A 17,194-nucleotide genomic window follows, 5' to 3' on the forward strand; every position below is an offset into this window, starting at 1 on the left:
GCTGGCTCGCTCCCACAGGTGTTATGTGTGCGCTCGACCTTGTGCATGAATAAAACAAGAGGCAACCAATGTCCGACATCCTCTGGCAACCCGATGCCAACCGTATCGCCAAGTCGCGCATGGACGCTTTCCGTCGTGCGGCCAATCAACGCCATCACCTGAAACTCGACGACTACCCGGCCCTCCACCAATGGAGCGTCGAGCAGCGCGCAGAGTTCTGGCAGGCGATCGTCGATTTCTTCGATATCCGCTTCCACACGCAGCCTGATGCCGTGCTGCGTGAAGGCACGAAAATGCCGGACGCCGAGTGGTTTCCCGGCGCTACGTTGAACTTCGCCGAGCATTTGCTGCGTCGTCGCGACGATGCCGTGGCGGTCATTAGCGTGGCAGAGAACGGCCAGCGCGAGCAATTGACCTGGGCTGAACTGGCCGAGCACGTCGCCGGGTTTCAGGCGAGCTTGCGGGCCACCGGAGTTGGCCTCGGCGATCGCGTCGCTGCATGCATGCCCAATACCTGGCAGACGCTGGTCGCGATGCTCGCCACCACCAGCCTTGGCGCGATCTGGTCGTGCTCTTCGCCGGACTTCGGCACCCACGGCGTGATCGACCGCTTCGGTCAGATCGAACCGAAGGTACTGATCACCTGCGCGGGTTATCGCTATGCCGGCAAGGCGATCGACCAGAGCGTCAAAATCAACGGAATACTCGAGCAACTGCCAACGTTAAGGCAGTTGATCATCGTGCCTTACGCTCACCCGCACGCCCAGGTCGAGACCTACCGGACGCGCGCCGAAGTGACGTTGTGGGATGACTTCTATGAAGCAGGCGGCGAAGCGGATTTTGTCCCGGTGCCGTTCAATCATCCGCTGTACGTGTTGTATTCCAGCGGTACCACTGGCGTGCCCAAATGCATCATTCACAGCACCGGCGGCGTACTGCTGCAACACGTCAAGGAACACGGCCTGCATTGCGATCTTGGTCCTGGCGATCGACTGTTTTACTACACGACGTGCGGCTGGATGATGTGGAACTGGCTGGTCTCCGCGCTCGCGGTCGGCAGCGCTGTGGTGCTGTATGACGGTTCGCCGTTTCATCCGGACAACCAGCGTTTGCTCGAGCTGATCGACGATGAACGCATCAGCGTGTTCGGCACCAGCCCCAAGTTCCTCGCCACCCTCGAAAGCAGCGGCGCCAAACCCCGCGAAAGCCATGATCTGGGGAGCCTGAAAACGCTGCTGTGCACCGGCTCGGCGCTGTCGCCGCAAAGCTATGACTTCGTCTATCGCGACTTCAAACCTGATGTGTGTCTGGCCTCGATGTCTGGCGGCACGGATATCGTCTCGTGCTTCGTCAATGGCAACCCGCTGTCGCCAGTGCGTCGCGGTGAGAACATGGGCAAAAGCCTGGGCATGGCAGTTGAAGTGTGGAATGACGCCGGCCAGCCGGTCGTGGGCGAAAAAGGCGAACTGGTCTGCACCCGGCACTTCCCGGCGATGCCGATCGGTCTGTGGAATGACTCGGACGGAACGAAATTGCGGCAGTCGTATTTCAGCCTGTTTCCCGGCGTCTGGGCACAGGGCGATTACGCTGAACAACGGCCCCATGGCGGGATGCTGATCCACGGGCGCTCGGACGCCGTGCTCAATCCCGGCGGCGTGCGCATTGGCACGGCAGAAATATATCGTCAGGTCGAGAAAGTCGCTGAAGTGCTGGACAGCGTCGCTATCGGTCAGCAGTGGCAGGACGATGTGCGGGTTGTACTGTTTGTCAGATTGCGCGAAGGGATTGCACTGGACGAGGCGCTGGAACAGCGCATCCGGCAGGTGATCCGCGCCAATACCACCCCAAGGCATGTACCGGCGAAGATCATTGCAGTGACGGACATTCCGCGCACCATCAGCGGCAAGGTAGTGGAACTGGCCGTGCGCGAAGTGGTGCACGGCCGACCGGTGAAAAACACCGATGCGCTGGCCAATCCCGAAGCGCTGGAGCAGTTTCGGGATCGGCCGGAGCTCGCCATTTGAACTCGGCGCTGCTGCCCTGACAGAAAATGTCGGTGGCAGCGCTTGGCGTCAGCGGGGTTTGTTCAACGTAATGACAATCGGCTCGACAATCGTCTTGCCGCCACTGGCATCGAGCGCGCGGCGAACAATCGCCATGTTGTCGTCAAAGGTGACTTTGTCCGACATCATCTGGCTCAGCAACGAAGTGGCCAGGCCAAGAGAGTCGGCATTCTCGAAGGCATCGGACACCGCATGGTAACTCGCGATCGAATCCGTCACACGCAAGTTGCCGGATGCAAGATTCAGCAGTTGTGTTACATCAAGTCGCTGTCCACTGTTGCTTGTATGCTCCGTATCGATGGCGTAGCCAACATCGACTGTTTGGGCGCTGCCATGGAACAACTCATGTATCAGGTCATCGGCCACGACATCATGATTGAAACCCAGATTGACGAAATGCTTGTTCAGGTTTTGGGTATAGATCTCAACAAATGCAATACCGGATGCTTCGCTGGAACTCGCGCTTTTCCAACGTTTGTAGCTATCCACATCGAACGAGGCAATTGATTCGTTATTTTTGAACCCATCGAGAATTGTATTGCTCATTGAAAAGCCAGCGAAATCAAAGCGAATCAAGCGCAGATAATTCACCAGCCGATCAGTAGCTACCTTGGAGGTGTTACCGAACAATGCCTTCATCAGCAGATCGCCGTCTCGCTTGAAATCATGTTGGCTGATGACATCGATGGCGTTGTCAATCTTGGCCCGAGCGCGGGGCAGACTTTTTTCGATGAAATTGCGCGTATAGCTTGCGGGCAGTGTTCTGGGTGAATGCGGAAACCGTACGGGAGCTTGATACGCGAAACCTTGCAACGGATTGCCCCACATATTGCCGCGACGGTTCAAGGCATACCATTTGTTGCCACTGCGGGCGGCCAGAACAGCGACGATGTTGCCCGTGGCGCCACGTGGCTTCCAGTTACCCAACCCCAAATGGGCATGCGAAGCGCTGATCAAATCATAGGATTGACGGCGACCACTGAATGTATGCAACTGACTGTTTGCCTTGGCAATGAGTTCATGGCTGTTTTTGCTAAAACGCAAATAACCCTTTTGCACCAGTTTGCTGCCCGCCTGAATGCCAGAGGGCACCCCATCCAGCGGATTGAAAAGGGAAATGGCCGAGGTGAATGCCAACCTGGTAAAACGCGCCGCTTTGGATGTCGTTGAAATAGCCTTGGCCGAAATGCTCAACACTTTGGAGCCAGCGCCAGCCACCGTACCGATCAGACCGATGCCATCCATCAAACATCCGTAAATCCCGTCCACCACCTTGTCGTGTTCACCCGAGGCAATATCCTCGATGCATCTTTTGAAAGGCACCACCAAGTCGATGAAATAGGTCAGCAGTCTCTCGCCCTCCTCTTTGGAGAGCTCGAGTGGCGTTGGTATACGAACTAACTCTCTCAGTTCTTTTTTGTTCAAGTAGGGTCGATGTTCAACTAGAAACCCAGCGATACGGGCGATATTGGAATCGTTGAATTTTTGATAGAAACCCTGCTTTGGCATTGAAATTGTTGGTGGGCTCTTCAGCATGCCGAAGTAATCGATGATCGCCATACTGCTGTGAATCGAAGCGTCTTCGGCAGCAGCATGGGTATATCGTTTTACATCGAGCGGGAGACTTTCAGTCGTTGTGATACTCACTTGAGTCGTTGGATTTGCGGCAGCGCTCATTCTTGAACGCTGTTGCAGTTTTCGCTCTCGCTTGATGAAGGCAGCCAACGCGTCATTTTTTCGGGTTTCTGCGCGCGAGGTAAACAATTCATAGCAGATGTCAGCATTCTCGTAAGTCGCATACATCACAATGCCAAATCGTCCCGTGGCGGCATCTCTGCTTTGTTGTGTTTCTCGTTCGGTCTTGATGTCCAGCGGGCCGCCAAGCCGACGCGATTTTAAATAAACGGCAGACTCGCGCACCGTGAAAAAGTGAATATCCGAATTCATGAACGCTTGCAGATCCGCCTCTGGCATCTGCGCACATGCCAGCTTTACGGTGGACAACATGGCGCTATTCAAATCATCAAAATGCACAGCCAATTGTCGATCCATCTCCTCGTCACAGGACCCGAGTTTCAACAGATTCGGATAACGCGTGTACAGGCTGACACCGGACGGATTGTAGTTGATGGCCGGTCTGGGAACGCCGTTGGTGACCAGGCGTACAGTACGTCTGTCCCACTGCCCGGTGACCAGATCACCCGATTGATGCAAGTCGATCATGGACATGACCTGCTGCCCGCCTTTCTCGGAAAGTGCTTTTTCGTCGAGGCTGTCACACCCCGGCGCGGCGATTTTCAAAGCCGCACGCGCAATCTCCACCCTGTCGGGTAGGGGCGACGAAAATGCCCTGGCGATTTGAACAAACGTTTCCGAGTGTCGCTCGAATGCATCAAGCGCACGCCGAGTGCTGGTTTCCTCTGCTTGCTCGAGTTCATCGGTGGTCACAATCCGGTTGATCAGTGCCCAATCGACGATCGGGTCGATCATGGCCAGATCACGTTTATGTTTGTGCGGCTCACTGACCGGCTCCAGTTCACCGTAAGCCATGATCTGCGCATAGGTCATGAATCGCGTTGCACCGGTTTTTACAGTCTCGACCAGAATGACGGCGCGACAGAAATTGATCCACGCAATCGAGCCGAGAGGAACCGACGATGGAATCTCCCTGACCAGAAACTCTGGTGCATTACGGGCCATCAGCAAGTTCACTGCCAACGGCTCCAAACCCGCATCAACCCATTGCCTGCTTCGCAAAGAAATCGCAACTTCTTCGCGTATGTCCGAGGGATGACGATCAACATTTTTCGGTGCATACAGATCAATCCCGGCAACGCAATTGCGCTTCACGCCATGACCGACAGACGGATCGAGATCAAGCAATATTGCCGTCGTCAGTAATTGACGGAGGATGTCATCGGCGACTTCCTGACCTTCGTTCCCACCGAACCAGCCCAGTTCTTTCAAATAGTCGCTGGCAAGACTCCGAGAAACCGAATAATTGACAAACTGGCTGATCAGTTGGGCCGCGCTTTCATGCGTGACAGCGGAGCGACCGGTGACATTGTAGAGAGCCGTCAGGAGTTTTCTCTGCGGCATCAATTTGGCAGTCGCATTGCGGATAGCTGCGAATTGTTCTTCGGATAGCGCAACCAATGCCTGATTATCGCTCTCGAAGTGCTCCCAGTAATTCCCTGGTTCATCGACTCGAGGATCAAATTTGAAAAGGGCAATCAGCTCCCGGACTTTTGCCTTGTTTTCGGGCAGTTTTATGTCATGAAATCGAAACCATTGATCGAGTGTCATATCGTTATCAGGCCATATGTAACCACCTGCCACTTCCGCCACATCAGAAATCAACTTCAATATGGGCTGCGTTGCCTTGCTCTCTCGAAAGTAGCCAGCCGCAACCAGATCAATCCAACCACTTGCGGAACGAACTTCCATTTTCCCGTCGGCAGTAACACGTATCAAACCATTATGTTTGGTTGCCCGCTCCTGAGAAAGTGCACTGTTTACCGGGGTGGTCTCGAGCAATTCATTGAGCAGAAGCCGGCCCGGGTTGTAAATCTCGTACAACGACGATCCCGCCTGCAACTCCACTTCATGCGCGTACCAACTGATCTTTTGATCATCAGTGTACTTGGTTAACGCTTCCTCAAGCTGAGCCAGAACCAATTGACGCTCAACCGCATCTGCTTCAATCCTGCACTTCCATTCGGAAAGCGCAACCGCCGAAGACCGGAGTACTTTATTTTTAGCTTTCCCGCTTATCATTAGAACCTCATCAAGTTAACCAGCTGAGACTTTCAGCCCGATGACGTTCTACTGTCTTTGGTACGACCATGCGACCTCATAAATATTAGATGCTGTTTCACAAGAGACACTTACAGGCAACTAACAATCGAAAATCAATCCATTAAGCCCCACTCGCCTGACGTTGAATTAATTTTGCCACTTGCCTCTCCGGCAAGTTTCATCCGCAACTTCAAATTATTAACCGAGTCTGCATTCTTCAAAGCTTCCTGTGCATTGACTGCACCTTCGGCGACCAATGCAAACAGTGCTGCATCAAATGTCTGCATACCCAGTTCGGTGGATTTGTCCATCATCGCTTTCAGCTCTTCGAACTGGCCCCGCCGAACCAGGTCGGCGATCGTTGGTGTGCCCAACAACACCTCGACAGCCGCCCTTCGCTGCCCATCAACAGTGCGCACTAACCGTTGCGAGATAAACGCTTTCAAATTATTGCCCAGCGTATGCAGCAACTGCGGCCGCCGCTCTTCCGGGAACATATTGATAATTCGATCCAGCGCTTGATTGGCGTTGGTAGCATGCAACGTCGACAACACCAGATGCCCGGTATCGGCAAACGCCAAAGCATGTTCCATGGTTTCGCGATCGCGGATTTCGCCGATCAGCACCACATCCGGCGCCTGGCGCAACGTGTTCTTCAACGCCGCATGAAAACTGCGCGTATCGACCCCGACTTCACGTTGATTGATGATCGAACGCTGGTGCCGATGGATGTACTCGATCGGATCCTCGATGGTGATGATGTGCCCGGTACTGTGGCGATTGCGGTGGTCGATCAATGCTGCCAGCGAGGTCGACTTACCGGAATCGGTGGCGCCGACAAAGAGGATCAGCCCTTGTTTGAGCATGACGGTATCGAGCAATACCGCCGGCAGTTTCAGATCGGCGAAGCGCGGAATATCGAGTTTGACGTTACGAATCACGATGGATACATCGTTACGCTGTTTAAAGATGTTTACGCGAAAACGACCGACGCCCGTTCGCGAAATCGCCAGGTTCATTTCCAGATCCCGGTCGAACTCCCGCCGCTGCTCGGCGTCCATCAGGGAAGCTGCTATCGCGGCGGTGTCACCCAGTTTGAAGGGCTGTTCGCTCAGCGCTGTCAGCACGCCGTCGATACGCGCGCTCGGCGGTGCTCCCGTGGAGAGGAACAAGTCGGAACCGTTTTTATTGGACAAAACTGACAACAGTGCATCGATTTCCATGGCAAAAAGCACCCGCGAAGCATTCAATGAACAGACAATGGCCTGCGCCTGGCGCAGATCAACTGCAACAATGATAGACGTCGCCTCACCGAACCACGCTCAGGACTGAAGTAATGAATGCTGTACCGAACACCGACGACGCTCAGGCACTGATCGCCCGCACCGACTGGAGCCGTAGCCCGCTGGGTGCTGCCGGCAACTGGCCGCAGAGCCTGCGTACGGCGGTGGACATCGTGATTCACTCGCCCATGCCGATGCTGTTGTTGTGGGGCCCGCAGCTCACGCAGATCTACAACAACGGGTTCGCCCTGCTCGCCGGGCACAAGCATCCGCACGCTTTCGGACAGCCTGCGCACCAGATCTGGCCAGAACTTCAAGAGTTTACCGACCCCATTTACAGAGCAGTCCTACAAGGCCAGGTGCGCACCTACAGCGAAAGGCGGTTCACTCTGCAGCGTGACGGTAAAGAATCCGACTTCTGGCTGGATCTGACCTATAGCCCGATTCGCGATGAAACCGCGCAAGTGGCCGGAATTCTGGTGACGGCCATCGAAACCAACGAACGCCGACGCATCGCACTGGAACTGCAGCGACGCTCCGAAGAAAGCCTCAAGGCCCAACGCGAAACCGAGGAACGTCTGCAACTGGCCCTCGCCGCGACCGATGCCGTCGGCACTTGGGATTGGGATATTGGCGAAGACCGCTTTATTGCCGATGCGCATTTCGCCCAACTGCATGGCGTCGATCCCGGTCTGTCTGGCCAGTTGCCAATCAGCGATTACTTGCAAGGCGTGCACCCTGAAGACCGCGCGATGATCGCGCGCAGCATCAAACACTGCATCACCCATGGCACCGAATACGCCGAGGAATATCGCTTGTTGCAGGCGGATGGCGAGGTGCGCTGGGTATTCGCTCGTGGACGTTGCTACAAGGATCATCATGGCCGGCCTACGCGTTTCCTCGGGGCAGCACTGGATCTGACCGAGCGCAAACATACCGAACAGGCCTTGCGGCAGAGCCAGACCGAGCTGCAACTGATCATCAACGCCATGCCGATTTTGATCAGTTATGTCGACCGCGAAGAACGCTTTCGCCTGAACAATGCCGCCTATCTCGACTGGTACGGGCTCACGCCGCAAGAGCTTTACGGCCGCACGATTCGTGACGTCATCGGTGAAGAAGCCTATTTTTTGCGCCTGCCTTACATTGCCGAAGCTCTGGCCGGCAGACCGTGCTCATTTAGTCTCTACACCCCGCACCGCGATGGCAGCAGCCGCCACGCGCTGATGAATTACCTGCCACGTTACGGGGCGGACGGCGCCGTGAATGGTTTCTACATCTTTGTCATCGACGAGACCGAGCGCAAGAAGACCGAAGAAGCCTTGCGTAATCTCAACGAAACCCTCGAAGAACGGGTCAGCGCTCGCACCGAACAACTGGCGCAGGCCAACCAGCGCTTGCAGAACGAGATGTTCGAACGCGAGCGCGCCGAAGATGCCTTGCGCCACGCGCAGAAAATGGAGGCGGTCGGTCAGCTCACCGGCGGTATCGCCCACGACTTCAACAACATGCTCACCGGGATCATCGGCAGTCTGGATTTGATGCAGCGCTACATTGCCAATGGCCGGGCCGACGAGATTGGTCGTTTTACCGAAGCGGCGGTGTCATCGGCCAACCGAGCGGCAGCGCTGACTCATCGTCTGCTGGCATTTTCGCGGCGACAGTCGCTGGATCGCAAAACTCTCAACGTCAATGAACTGGTGCATTCGCTGGAAGACCTGATCCGCCGGACCAAGGGCGATCCGATCGAACTCGAACTGCGTCTGGCCGAGAATGTATGGCCGGTCAGCACCGACGTCAGCCAATTGGAAAACGCCCTGCTTAACCTGGTCATCAATGCCCGGGATGCGATGCCTGATGGCGGCGAGCTGGTGATTGAAACTGCCAACGTGTATCTCGATGGCAGTGACATCACCACGCTGGAACCGGTCAAGGCCGGCGATTACCTGATGCTGGCGGTCAGCGACAACGGCAGCGGGATGACGCCCTCGGTGCGTTCCAAGGCTTTTGATCCGTTCTTCACCACCAAGCCCATAGGCCAGGGCACCGGGCTGGGATTGTCGATGATTTATGGTTTTGCCCAGCAGTCGGGCGGGCATGTCAGCCTTGATAGCTTGCCCGGCCAGGGCACTTGCGTGCGTCTGTACTTGCCGCGCCTCTACGGTATCGAACCGGAGCGTCCAACGATTGTGCCGCTCGAACAAGTGCCGACGACGGCCACAGGTGAAACCGTGATGGTCGTCGAAGATGACCCGGCCGTGCGCATGCTGGTGCTCGACCTGCTCAGGGAGTTGGGTTATCAAGCCTATGAAGCCGAAGACGCGAAGACCGCCCTGCCCTTGCTGGAGTCCGATCTGCGCGTGGATCTGCTGGTCACCGACGTCGGCCTGCCCGGCATGAATGGCCGGCAACTGGCGGAAATCGCCCGTCAGCATCGACCGGGCCTCAAGGTGCTGTTCATGACCGGTTACGCGCAGAAAGCCGCCGAGCGTCAGGGCTTTCTCGAGGACGGCATGGACATGGTCGCCAAACCGTTTGCCATTGAGCTGCTGGCCAGCAAGATCCGCATGATGCTCAGCCAAACCCCGTGACTTGAGGCATAATCCGCGCCCCGCCGTCACCCCGTTATCAGGTACCGCACGATGAAAGCCCAAGCCCGCCACATTCTGGTGAAAACCGCCGAAGAGGCTGAACAGCTCAAACAACGCATCGCCAAGGGTGAAGCGTTTGATGTGCTGGCGAAGAAATTTTCCACCTGCCCGTCCGGCAAACGCGGCGGCGACCTGGGTGAAGTGCGGCCTGGGCAAATGGTCGGGGCGATTGATGCGGTGATCTTCAAAAAGCCGCTGCGTACCGTGCATGGGCCGATCAAGAGCAAGTTCGGGTATCACTTGGTGCAGGTGTTTTACCGCGATTAGTGCTTGGCTCCAGGGCCTCTTCGCGAGCAGGCTCGCTCCCACATTTGGAATGCATTCCCCTGTGGGAGCGAGCCTGCTCGCGATCGATTGCGCAGCAAGCGGCCATTCAAGCCTGTTTCGGAATCAATGCACCCGGCACCTGAATCACCCGACTGGCCAACTGATGCCCTGCCTCGGCCGCTTCCGCCGGACTGCCTCCCAGCAACCGGCTGGCCAGATACGCCGCACTGAAAGAATCCCCCGCCGCCGTCGTGTCCACCACCGTTTCAACCCTCTGCGCTGGCACCTCGAATGACTCGCCATCACAGCGAATCAAACAAGCTACAGCGCCACGCTTGAGCACCACTTCCGGCGTGCCAAACTGCGCATAAGCGGCAAATACCTCCTCGAAATCGGCAAACCCGAACAGCGCCTGTTCGTCATCCACCGTCAATAACGCCAGATCAACGTACGGCAATACGCTGCGATAGGCCTCGCGCGCCTCGTCCGCCGAAGCCCACAAGCGCGGGCGGTAGTTGTTGTCGAAGACAATCCGAGCATCGCGCTGACGCGCTTCGATCAGGGTCTCGATCAATCGCTCACGGCCCTTCGCACCGAGCACCGCCAGAGTAATGCCGCTGAAATACAGCACATCGTAATCCGGCAACGCCGCCAGAATCGGTTCGGCTGCCGGGGTGGTGAAACAATCGCGAACCGCCGCTTCGTTGCGCCAGTAAAGGAAACGACGTTCGCCGTTGGCGTCGGTCTGGATGCAATACAAGCCCGGCAAGCGACCCGGCAGGCGTTGCACCAAATCGAGGCCGATACCTTCACTGGTCCAGATCTGGCACATGGCATCGCTGAAGCTGTCGTCGCCCAGTGCGGTGACGTAATCGACCTGCGCCTTTTCGCCCATTGCGCGGGACAGGTACACCGCGGTATTCAGGGTGTCACCGCCGAAGCTTTGCTGCAGGCTGCCGTCGGCGCGTTGCTGCAGTTCAATCATGCACTCGCCGATCAGGGCGATGCGCGGGGTGTTCGGGCCCAGGGGGCTGAGGGTGTTCATTTTGTGCTGTCTCTGGTTGATCGATGGTGTCTGGACTGGCGTCTTCGCGAGCAGGCTCGCTCCCACAATTTGGAATGCATTCCCCTGTGGGAGCGAGCTTGCTCGCGAATGGCCGCGACTCGGTCTCAAGCTTTAGAAACAAGTCTCCATGCTCTCGATCACCGACAACTGCTCATCCACCAACAACCCCACACGCCACTTGTCGAACGTCAGACACGGATGCGAAGTGCCGAAGGAAATGATGTCACCCACACGCAACTCAACGCCCGGCGCCACCGTCATGAACGCGTGCTGATCCATCACCGCCGTGACCTTGCACGCACCGACATTTTCGCCCACCGCTGGCACCACACCGGCCTTGTAACGCAACAACGGCACCGGCAAACCGGCATCGAACGCGACATCACGCTTGCCCAGTGCAATCACCGCGAAACCCGGCTCCGGCAACGATTGCACGTGGGCCCAGACTTCCAGCGCCGGACGCAAACCTTCGAGCAAATCACTGCGGCGGTCGAGCACGCAGCACTGGGCTTCTTTGTAGATGCCATGGTCGTGGGCGACGTAACTGCCCGGACGCAACACGCTGAGGAAACGCCCGGCCGCGTTCTGTGCTTCGAACGATTCGGCAATCAGGTCGTACCAGGCTGAACCCGAGGCAGTGATGATCGGCTTGCCGATGGCAAACGCACCGCTGTCCTGCAACTGCACGGCCAGACGCACCAACGACGCGGCAAATTCACGAATGCCGCTGACCGCGTGATCGCCGTGAATCACCCCTTCGTAGCCTTCGATACCGGTCAGGGCCAGCGCCGGTTGCGCGCTGATGGCCTTGGCCAGTTCGATGACTTCCTGCTCGCTGCGGCAACCACAACGTCCGCCGACCACGCCGTATTCGATCATCACATTCAGCTTCACGCCACGCGAGGCGAAGTAGGCACCGAGATCGGCAACGTTGTCCGGGTGATCGACCATGCAATAGAAATCGAACGCGGGATCGGCGAGCAGCTCGGCGATCAACGCCATGTTCGGCGTGCCGACCAATTGGTTGGCCATCAGCACGCGGCGCACGCCATGGGCGTAAGCGGCACGAGTCTGGGTCGCGCTGGCGAGGGTGATGCCCCACGCGCCGGCGTCGAGCTGTCGCTTGAACAGTGCCGGGGTCATGCTGGTTTTACCGTGGGGCGCAAGTTGCGCACCGCTCTCACTGACGAACTTCTGCATCCAGCGAATGTTGTGCTCCAGCGCCTCGCGATGCAGCACCAGCGCCGGCAGGCTGACGTCACGCGTCAGGTGCGCGCCAATGGCCGCGTCGCCCTTTTCCACAGCAGTATTGATGGCAGTCGTCATGGTCGAACTCCTCACTTTTTACGCGGCCGCAGGCAGCCGCGATTATTCGTTGATGCGCCGGGCGAGGCTGTTGGCGCTCTCGATCAGAACCCGGCGATAGTCGTTGTAATTGGTCTTCGCATCGGCCCGTGGGGCGACGATGCACAAGGTGCAAATCGCTACGCCTTGAGGGTCTTTGACCGGGGCAGCGAAGCAATGGGTAAAGGTGTCGGCAACACTGTCGAAGGAGAAAAATCCATCGATGCCGGCCTGGCGGATTTCGCCGAGAAAACGCTCCAATGGCAAACGCTCGCCGTCGGGCAGGATGTAATCGTCCTCGTCGATGAGGTCGATGATCTGCTGATCGCTCAGGTGTGCGAGCAACAGGCGTCCGGATGCGGTCCACGGGATTGGCGCGTTTTCACCGATGTCGGAGGAAATGCGGAAATGCCGTTCGCCCTCCTTCATCAGTGCCACCGTGTATTTGCGCCCGTTGAGCAGGCACATCTGCGCGGTTTCATGGGTCTGGCTGACGATTTCCTGCAAGGCGTGATCGGCCTCGCGGCTGAGGTCGAAATGGCGCAGGTGCGCCTGACCGAGAAAGTACAACTGCCGGCCGAGATAGACGTGACCGTCCTTGCCCACCGGTTCCAGAATCCGTCGTTCCAGCAGCGAAGCGACCAGTTCGTAGACCGTGGATTTCGGACTGCCGATGCCGTTGGCGATGTCGTTCGGACGCAGCGGCTGGCCGATTTCCTTGAGGAAATCGAGGATATCGAACGCCCGGTCCAGACCGCGAGCCCGGCGTTTGATGGTGTCTTCGGTCATTTCAGTGGTTTCCATTCAAAGTCGCCGGATGGTAACTGGCCCTTGGTGTTGTGTCAGTGACATTGCTGCCCTCACCCCCCGCCCTCTCCCAGAGGGAGAGGGAGCCTGACCGTATCGATGCACATGTAAGCGTCATACGCAAAAATCCGCATCGATACAGATCAGTCCCCTCTCCCTCCGGGAGAGGGCTAGGGTGAGGGGAAAGCTTCACTCAGATCTTCTTCTTGTACGCGATGCAATCTATCTCGACCTTGCAATCAACCATCATGCTCGCCTGCACACACGCCCGTGCCGGCGCATGTTCAGGTCTGAAGTACTCGCCGAAGACCTTGTTGAAACTGCTGAAATCCCGTGGATCGTCCAGCCACACGCCGGCACGCACGACATCTTCCAGGCCATAACCGGCCTCTTCGAGAATCGCGATCAGGTTCTTCATGGTCTGGTGGGTCTGCTCGACGATGCCGCCGACAATGATCTCGCCATCCACCGCCGGTACCTGACCGGACACGTGCAGCCAGCCATCCGCTTCAACGGCGCGAGCGAATGGCCGTGGCTGGCCGCCAGCGGCGGTGCTGCCGGTGCCGTAACGCGTAATGCTCATGGGTATTTCTCCTGATTTGAAAACGTAAGATTAAAACCGCGTGCTTTTCAGAAACTCAGCCAGACGCGGCGATTGCGGGCGTTCGAACAGATCCTTGGGAGGCCCCTGCTCTTCGATCCGCCCCTGATTCATGAAAACGATTTTGTCCGAGACCTCGAAAGCGAATCGCATTTCGTGGGTCACCAGCAACATGGTCATGCCGTCTTCAGCGAGGCCCTTGATCACGTTGAGTACTTCGCCGACCAGCTCCGGATCGAGGGCCGAGGTGACCTCATCGAACAGCATCAGACTCGGGTTCATCGCAATCGCCCGGGCGATCGCCACGCGCTGTTGCTGACCACCCGACAACTGACCGGGAAAGTGATTGCGTCGCTCCAGCAGGCCAACGCGCTCCAGCCATTTTTCCGCGAGCACGACGGCTTCGTCCTTGTGCATCTTCTTGACCTTGAGCAGGCCCAAAGTGACGTTCTGCAACGCGGTCAAATGCGGGAACAGGTTGAATTGCTGGAAGGCCATGCCGGTCATCGCGCGATGGCGGGCAATGACTTTTTCCGCATGCCGCACACGCTTGCCGTTGACCTCGTCATAGCCGATGGATTCGCCGTCGAGCAGGATCTGCCCGCCCTGGAACTCTTCGAGCATGTTCACGCAACGCAGCAGTGTGGTCTTGCCCGATCCGCTGGAGCCGATCAGCGTGACCACGTTGCCGCGCTGCATGCTCAGGTCGACACCCTTGAGCACTTCGACCGCGCCGTACTGTTTATGCAGGCCGCGAATGTCCAGCAACGCCTGATTTTGTGGGGAAACGTGAGCTTGAGTCATGGCAAGGCCACCCGCTTTTCAATGTGCCGGCCGAGTAATTCGATGCCGTAGTTGATGACGAAGAACAGAAAACCGGCGAACAGGTAGAACTGCAGGGTCATGAAGTTCCGGGCGATGATCTGTTGGGTGCTGAGGAGCAATTCGGCGACGCCGATCACCGAGAGCAAGGTCGAGGCCTTGACGATTTCCGTGGACGAGTTGACCCAGGTCGGCAGGATCTGCCGCAGTGCCTGAGGCAACAGCACGTAACCGAGTGATTGGTAAAACGTCAGGCCGATGGCTTTGCTCGCCTCCATCTGCCCACGCGGCAAGGCTTGCAGCGCGCCACGCACAATCTCGGCAACGTGCGAGCCGCAGAACAGCGTTAGGCCCAGGGCGCCGGCCTGAAACGCGCTGATCTGCCAACCGAGCGCCGGTGCCATGTAAAAGCAGGCCAGCACCAGTACAAACACCGGCGTGCCGCGAATCAGGTCGACGTAGAAGCGAAACGGCGCGCGCATCCAGAACTTGCCGTACGTCAGCACCAGCCCGGCGACGACGCCAAGCATCGTGCCGAGCAGAATCGCCAGCGCCGACACTTGCACACTGGTCAGAAAGCCCTGCCACAGCGGTTCGCGCGCGATCCACAATTCATGTAACCAACTGGGAGATTCGTACATTGCGGCCTCCTATCGGCGGATCGCCAGACGCTGCTCGAGGTAACGCAGCAGCATGGCAATGAGGTAACAGGCAGCGACATACAACGCCGTGGTCACCAGCCAGGTTTCAATCACCCGGTAGCTTTCGACGTTGATCTTGCGCGCGTAATAGGTCAGCTCCGGCACCGCAATCGCGGCGGCCAGCGAGGTGTCCTTGAACAGCGAAATGAAGTTGTTCGACAGCGCCGGCAGCACGTTGCGCAGCATCACCGGCACGGTGACGTAAGCTTTGACCTGCCACTCGCCGAGACCAATGGCCAGCCCGGCCTCACGCTGTCCTTTTGGAATGCTCAGCAAACCGCCACGGAACACTTCGGTCAGGTACGCCCCGGCATACAGGGACAACGTAATGATGAACGAGGGGATCTTGTCCAGACGAATCCCCAGACTCGGCAGCGCAAAGTAGATCAACAGAATCAACACCAGGATCGGCGTGTTACGCACCACCGTGACGTACACCGAGGCCAGCACCCGCAAGGCGCGATGCTTGGAGAGCAAGGCAAACGCCATCAGCAGGCCGATCACGCAGCCGATGGCGATCGACACCAAGGCCAGTTCAAGACCCAGACCGAGCCCCGCCAGCAAGGTGTCGAAATCGCGCCACACGGCGGCAAAGTTCAACTGATAGTTCATGGTCAGCAGTACCTTGAGCGGGGCGACGGGAATCGTCCCGCTCTCACGGGATCATTTGAATTCGACGGGGAAACCGATCGCAGGCGACGGCAGATCTACACCAAACCATTGTTTGAACGAGGCGGCGTAGGTCGGGAACTCAACGCCGGTCATGGCTTCATGCAACGCGGTGTTGACGAAATTCAGCCAGTCCTGATCGCCGCGTTTAACCGCACACGCGTAGGTTTGCGGGCTCCACGCATAGCTTGGGCTGCGGTAGCGGCCAGGGTTCTGCACCATCAGGTATTTGACCGACGACTGATCGGTAGCGGCGGCATCGGCGCGGCCGGAGTTAACTGCCTGATACATCAAGTCGACGCTGTCGTACTGATCGACCTTGGCTTTGGGCAGTGCCTGATGCACCAGTTCTTCGGCATAGACGTTTTGCAGTACCGCCACGGTGACGCTGTCACCAGCAGCTTGCAGGTCTTCGATTTCCTTGTACTTGCTGTTGTTCGGCAGCAACAGGCCGACGCCTTCGCGGTAGTACGGCAGCGTGAACGCTACTTGCTGCGCGCGGCTGGCGGTAACGGTGATGAACTGGCAGCTCATGTCGACCTTGTCGGTGAGCAGATTGGGAATCCGCGCATCGGACGACTGCACGACAAACTCGACTTTGCTCGGGTCGTTGAACAGCCCCTTGGCGACGATTCTGGCGATGTCGATATCAAAGCCCTGCAACTTGCCGTCCGCGCCCTGAAAGTGCCACGGCGCATTGGTGCTGCCCGTGCCGACAATCAATTTGCCACGGGCCAGAACACTGTCGAGCTTGCTGTCGGCTGCCTGGGCCATACCCATGACAGCGGACGAAGCCGCAAGAACAAAAACACAAGCATTGAACAACGAAGGACGGCGATGCATGGCAAGCACTCCAGAATTGTGTTTATTCCGCTATACCGGAACACGGTTTGTTACTACGGAATAGACAGCAGAAAGTGTGCCACAGGATCGGATGAGAATCTGCAGAAGATCTAAATGTTTTCGAAATCAAAGAGATGCAGAAAGGGACAGTCGCGTCGTTACCAAGAGCGCGGTTAATACACGCTACCGTTGGCCACACACTCCGGGTATTCGCGCCACATTTCGGGGCGCATGGCACAAAACCAGGCGGGTTACACCTGTCAACTCTGACAGTAGGCG

13 protein-coding genes are annotated in these 17,194 nt (G+C 57.5%); 3 read left to right on the top strand and 10 right to left on the bottom strand.

Annotated features, from left to right (window positions below; translation table 11 throughout):
* The first annotated feature begins 68 nt into the window (after nt 1-68).
* Nucleotides 69-2,024: an acetoacetate--CoA ligase gene (locus L8H52_RS11925; protein WP_242207197.1), complete on the top strand. Its 1,956-nt coding sequence runs from the start codon at nt 69-71 to the stop codon at nt 2,022-2,024.
* A gap of 48 nt (nt 2,025-2,072) precedes the next feature.
* Here the strand turns inward: L8H52_RS11925 and L8H52_RS11930 are convergent, their stop codons facing one another.
* Nucleotides 2,073-5,840: a hypothetical protein gene (locus tag L8H52_RS11930; protein ID WP_242207198.1), complete on the bottom strand. Its 3,768-nt coding sequence runs from the start codon at nt 5,838-5,840 to the stop codon at nt 2,073-2,075.
* 134 nt (nt 5,841-5,974) lie between these two features.
* Nucleotides 5,975-7,084 (bottom strand): PilT/PilU family type 4a pilus ATPase, encoded by a 1,110-nt coding sequence (locus tag L8H52_RS11935; RefSeq protein ID WP_242207199.1) that lies wholly within the window; start codon nt 7,082-7,084, stop codon nt 5,975-5,977.
* Between the two features lie 113 nt (nt 7,085-7,197).
* Between L8H52_RS11935 and L8H52_RS11940 the strand changes: the two genes are divergently transcribed.
* Both L8H52_RS11940 and L8H52_RS11945 read left to right on the top strand, forming a co-directional pair.
* The gene (locus L8H52_RS11940; RefSeq protein ID WP_242207200.1) at nt 7,198-9,735 is read left to right on the top strand and encodes a PAS domain S-box protein; all 2,538 of its coding nucleotides are present in this window, start codon (nt 7,198-7,200) and stop codon (nt 9,733-9,735) included.
* A gap of 51 nt (nt 9,736-9,786) precedes the next feature.
* Nucleotides 9,787-10,062 carry a peptidylprolyl isomerase gene (locus L8H52_RS11945; RefSeq protein ID WP_007912322.1) on the top strand — a complete coding sequence of 92 codons (276 nt, stop codon included), beginning with the start codon at nt 9,787-9,789 and terminating at the stop codon, nt 10,060-10,062.
* A gap of 106 nt (nt 10,063-10,168) precedes the next feature.
* Here the strand turns inward: L8H52_RS11945 and L8H52_RS11950 are convergent, their stop codons facing one another.
* The 8 genes from L8H52_RS11950 to L8H52_RS11985 form a co-directional block, all read right to left on the bottom strand.
* Complete coding sequence (locus L8H52_RS11950; protein WP_242207201.1) at nt 10,169-11,107, bottom strand: sugar kinase; 939 nt, start codon at nt 11,105-11,107, stop codon at nt 10,169-10,171.
* 132 nt (nt 11,108-11,239) lie between these two features.
* Nucleotides 11,240-12,454 carry an amino acid deaminase gene (locus tag L8H52_RS11955; protein ID WP_242207202.1) on the bottom strand — a complete coding sequence of 405 codons (1,215 nt, stop codon included), beginning with the start codon at nt 12,452-12,454 and terminating at the stop codon, nt 11,240-11,242.
* A 42-nt stretch (nt 12,455-12,496) separates the two neighbouring features.
* Complete coding sequence (locus tag L8H52_RS11960) at nt 12,497-13,261, bottom strand: IclR family transcriptional regulator (protein ID WP_242207282.1); 765 nt, start codon at nt 13,259-13,261, stop codon at nt 12,497-12,499.
* A 211-nt stretch (nt 13,262-13,472) separates the two neighbouring features.
* Nucleotides 13,473-13,862, bottom strand: coding sequence for a RidA family protein (locus tag L8H52_RS11965; RefSeq protein ID WP_242207203.1), 390 nt, complete (start codon nt 13,860-13,862; stop codon nt 13,473-13,475).
* 30 nt (nt 13,863-13,892) lie between these two features.
* Nucleotides 13,893-14,684 (bottom strand): amino acid ABC transporter ATP-binding protein, encoded by a 792-nt coding sequence (locus L8H52_RS11970; protein ID WP_242207204.1) that lies wholly within the window; start codon nt 14,682-14,684, stop codon nt 13,893-13,895.
* Nucleotides 14,681-15,343 (bottom strand): amino acid ABC transporter permease, encoded by a 663-nt coding sequence (locus L8H52_RS11975; protein WP_242207205.1) that lies wholly within the window; start codon nt 15,341-15,343, stop codon nt 14,681-14,683. The genes L8H52_RS11970 and L8H52_RS11975 overlap by 4 nt, the downstream gene beginning before the upstream one ends.
* Before the next feature lie 9 nt (nt 15,344-15,352).
* Nucleotides 15,353-16,015 carry an amino acid ABC transporter permease gene (locus L8H52_RS11980; protein ID WP_003225455.1) on the bottom strand — a complete coding sequence of 221 codons (663 nt, stop codon included), beginning with the start codon at nt 16,013-16,015 and terminating at the stop codon, nt 15,353-15,355.
* 51 nt (nt 16,016-16,066) lie between these two features.
* On the bottom strand, nt 16,067-16,915 hold the full coding sequence (locus L8H52_RS11985; RefSeq protein ID WP_242207206.1) for a transporter substrate-binding domain-containing protein: 849 nt from the start codon (nt 16,913-16,915) through the stop codon (nt 16,067-16,069).
* Nucleotides 16,916-17,194 lie beyond the last annotated feature (279 nt).

The organism is Pseudomonas sp. CROZ-RG-20F-R04-15 (assembly GCF_022662375.1).
Classification (GTDB): Bacteria; Pseudomonadota; Gammaproteobacteria; order Pseudomonadales; family Pseudomonadaceae; genus Aquipseudomonas.

Bases quoted from the DNA above. Each gene is read 5' to 3' on its own strand.
- L8H52_RS11970 (WP_242207204.1), bottom strand. From the start codon at position 14,684: ATGACTCAAGCTCACGTTTCCCCACAAAATCAGGCGTTGCTGGACATT.
- L8H52_RS11925 (WP_242207197.1), top strand. From the start codon at position 69: ATGTCCGACATCCTCTGGCAACCCGATGCCAACCGTATCGCCAAGTCG.
- L8H52_RS11945 (WP_007912322.1), top strand. From the start codon at position 9,787: ATGAAAGCCCAAGCCCGCCACATTCTGGTGAAAACCGCCGAAGAGGCT.
- L8H52_RS11950 (WP_242207201.1), bottom strand. From the start codon at position 11,107: ATGAACACCCTCAGCCCCCTGGGCCCGAACACCCCGCGCATCGCCCTG.
- L8H52_RS11960 (WP_242207282.1), bottom strand. From the start codon at position 13,261: ATGACCGAAGACACCATCAAACGCCGGGCTCGCGGTCTGGACCGGGCG.
- L8H52_RS11935 (WP_242207199.1), bottom strand. From the start codon at position 7,084: ATGGAAATCGATGCACTGTTGTCAGTTTTGTCCAATAAAAACGGTTCC.
- L8H52_RS11985 (WP_242207206.1), bottom strand. From the start codon at position 16,915: ATGCATCGCCGTCCTTCGTTGTTCAATGCTTGTGTTTTTGTTCTTGCG.
- L8H52_RS11930 (WP_242207198.1), bottom strand. From the start codon at position 5,840: ATGATAAGCGGGAAAGCTAAAAATAAAGTACTCCGGTCTTCGGCGGTT.
- L8H52_RS11975 (WP_242207205.1), bottom strand. From the start codon at position 15,343: ATGTACGAATCTCCCAGTTGGTTACATGAATTGTGGATCGCGCGCGAA.
- L8H52_RS11965 (WP_242207203.1), bottom strand. From the start codon at position 13,862: ATGAGCATTACGCGTTACGGCACCGGCAGCACCGCCGCTGGCGGCCAG.
- L8H52_RS11955 (WP_242207202.1), bottom strand. From the start codon at position 12,454: ATGACGACTGCCATCAATACTGCTGTGGAAAAGGGCGACGCGGCCATT.
- L8H52_RS11980 (WP_003225455.1), bottom strand. From the start codon at position 16,015: ATGAACTATCAGTTGAACTTTGCCGCCGTGTGGCGCGATTTCGACACC.
- L8H52_RS11940 (WP_242207200.1), top strand. From the start codon at position 7,198: ATGAATGCTGTACCGAACACCGACGACGCTCAGGCACTGATCGCCCGC.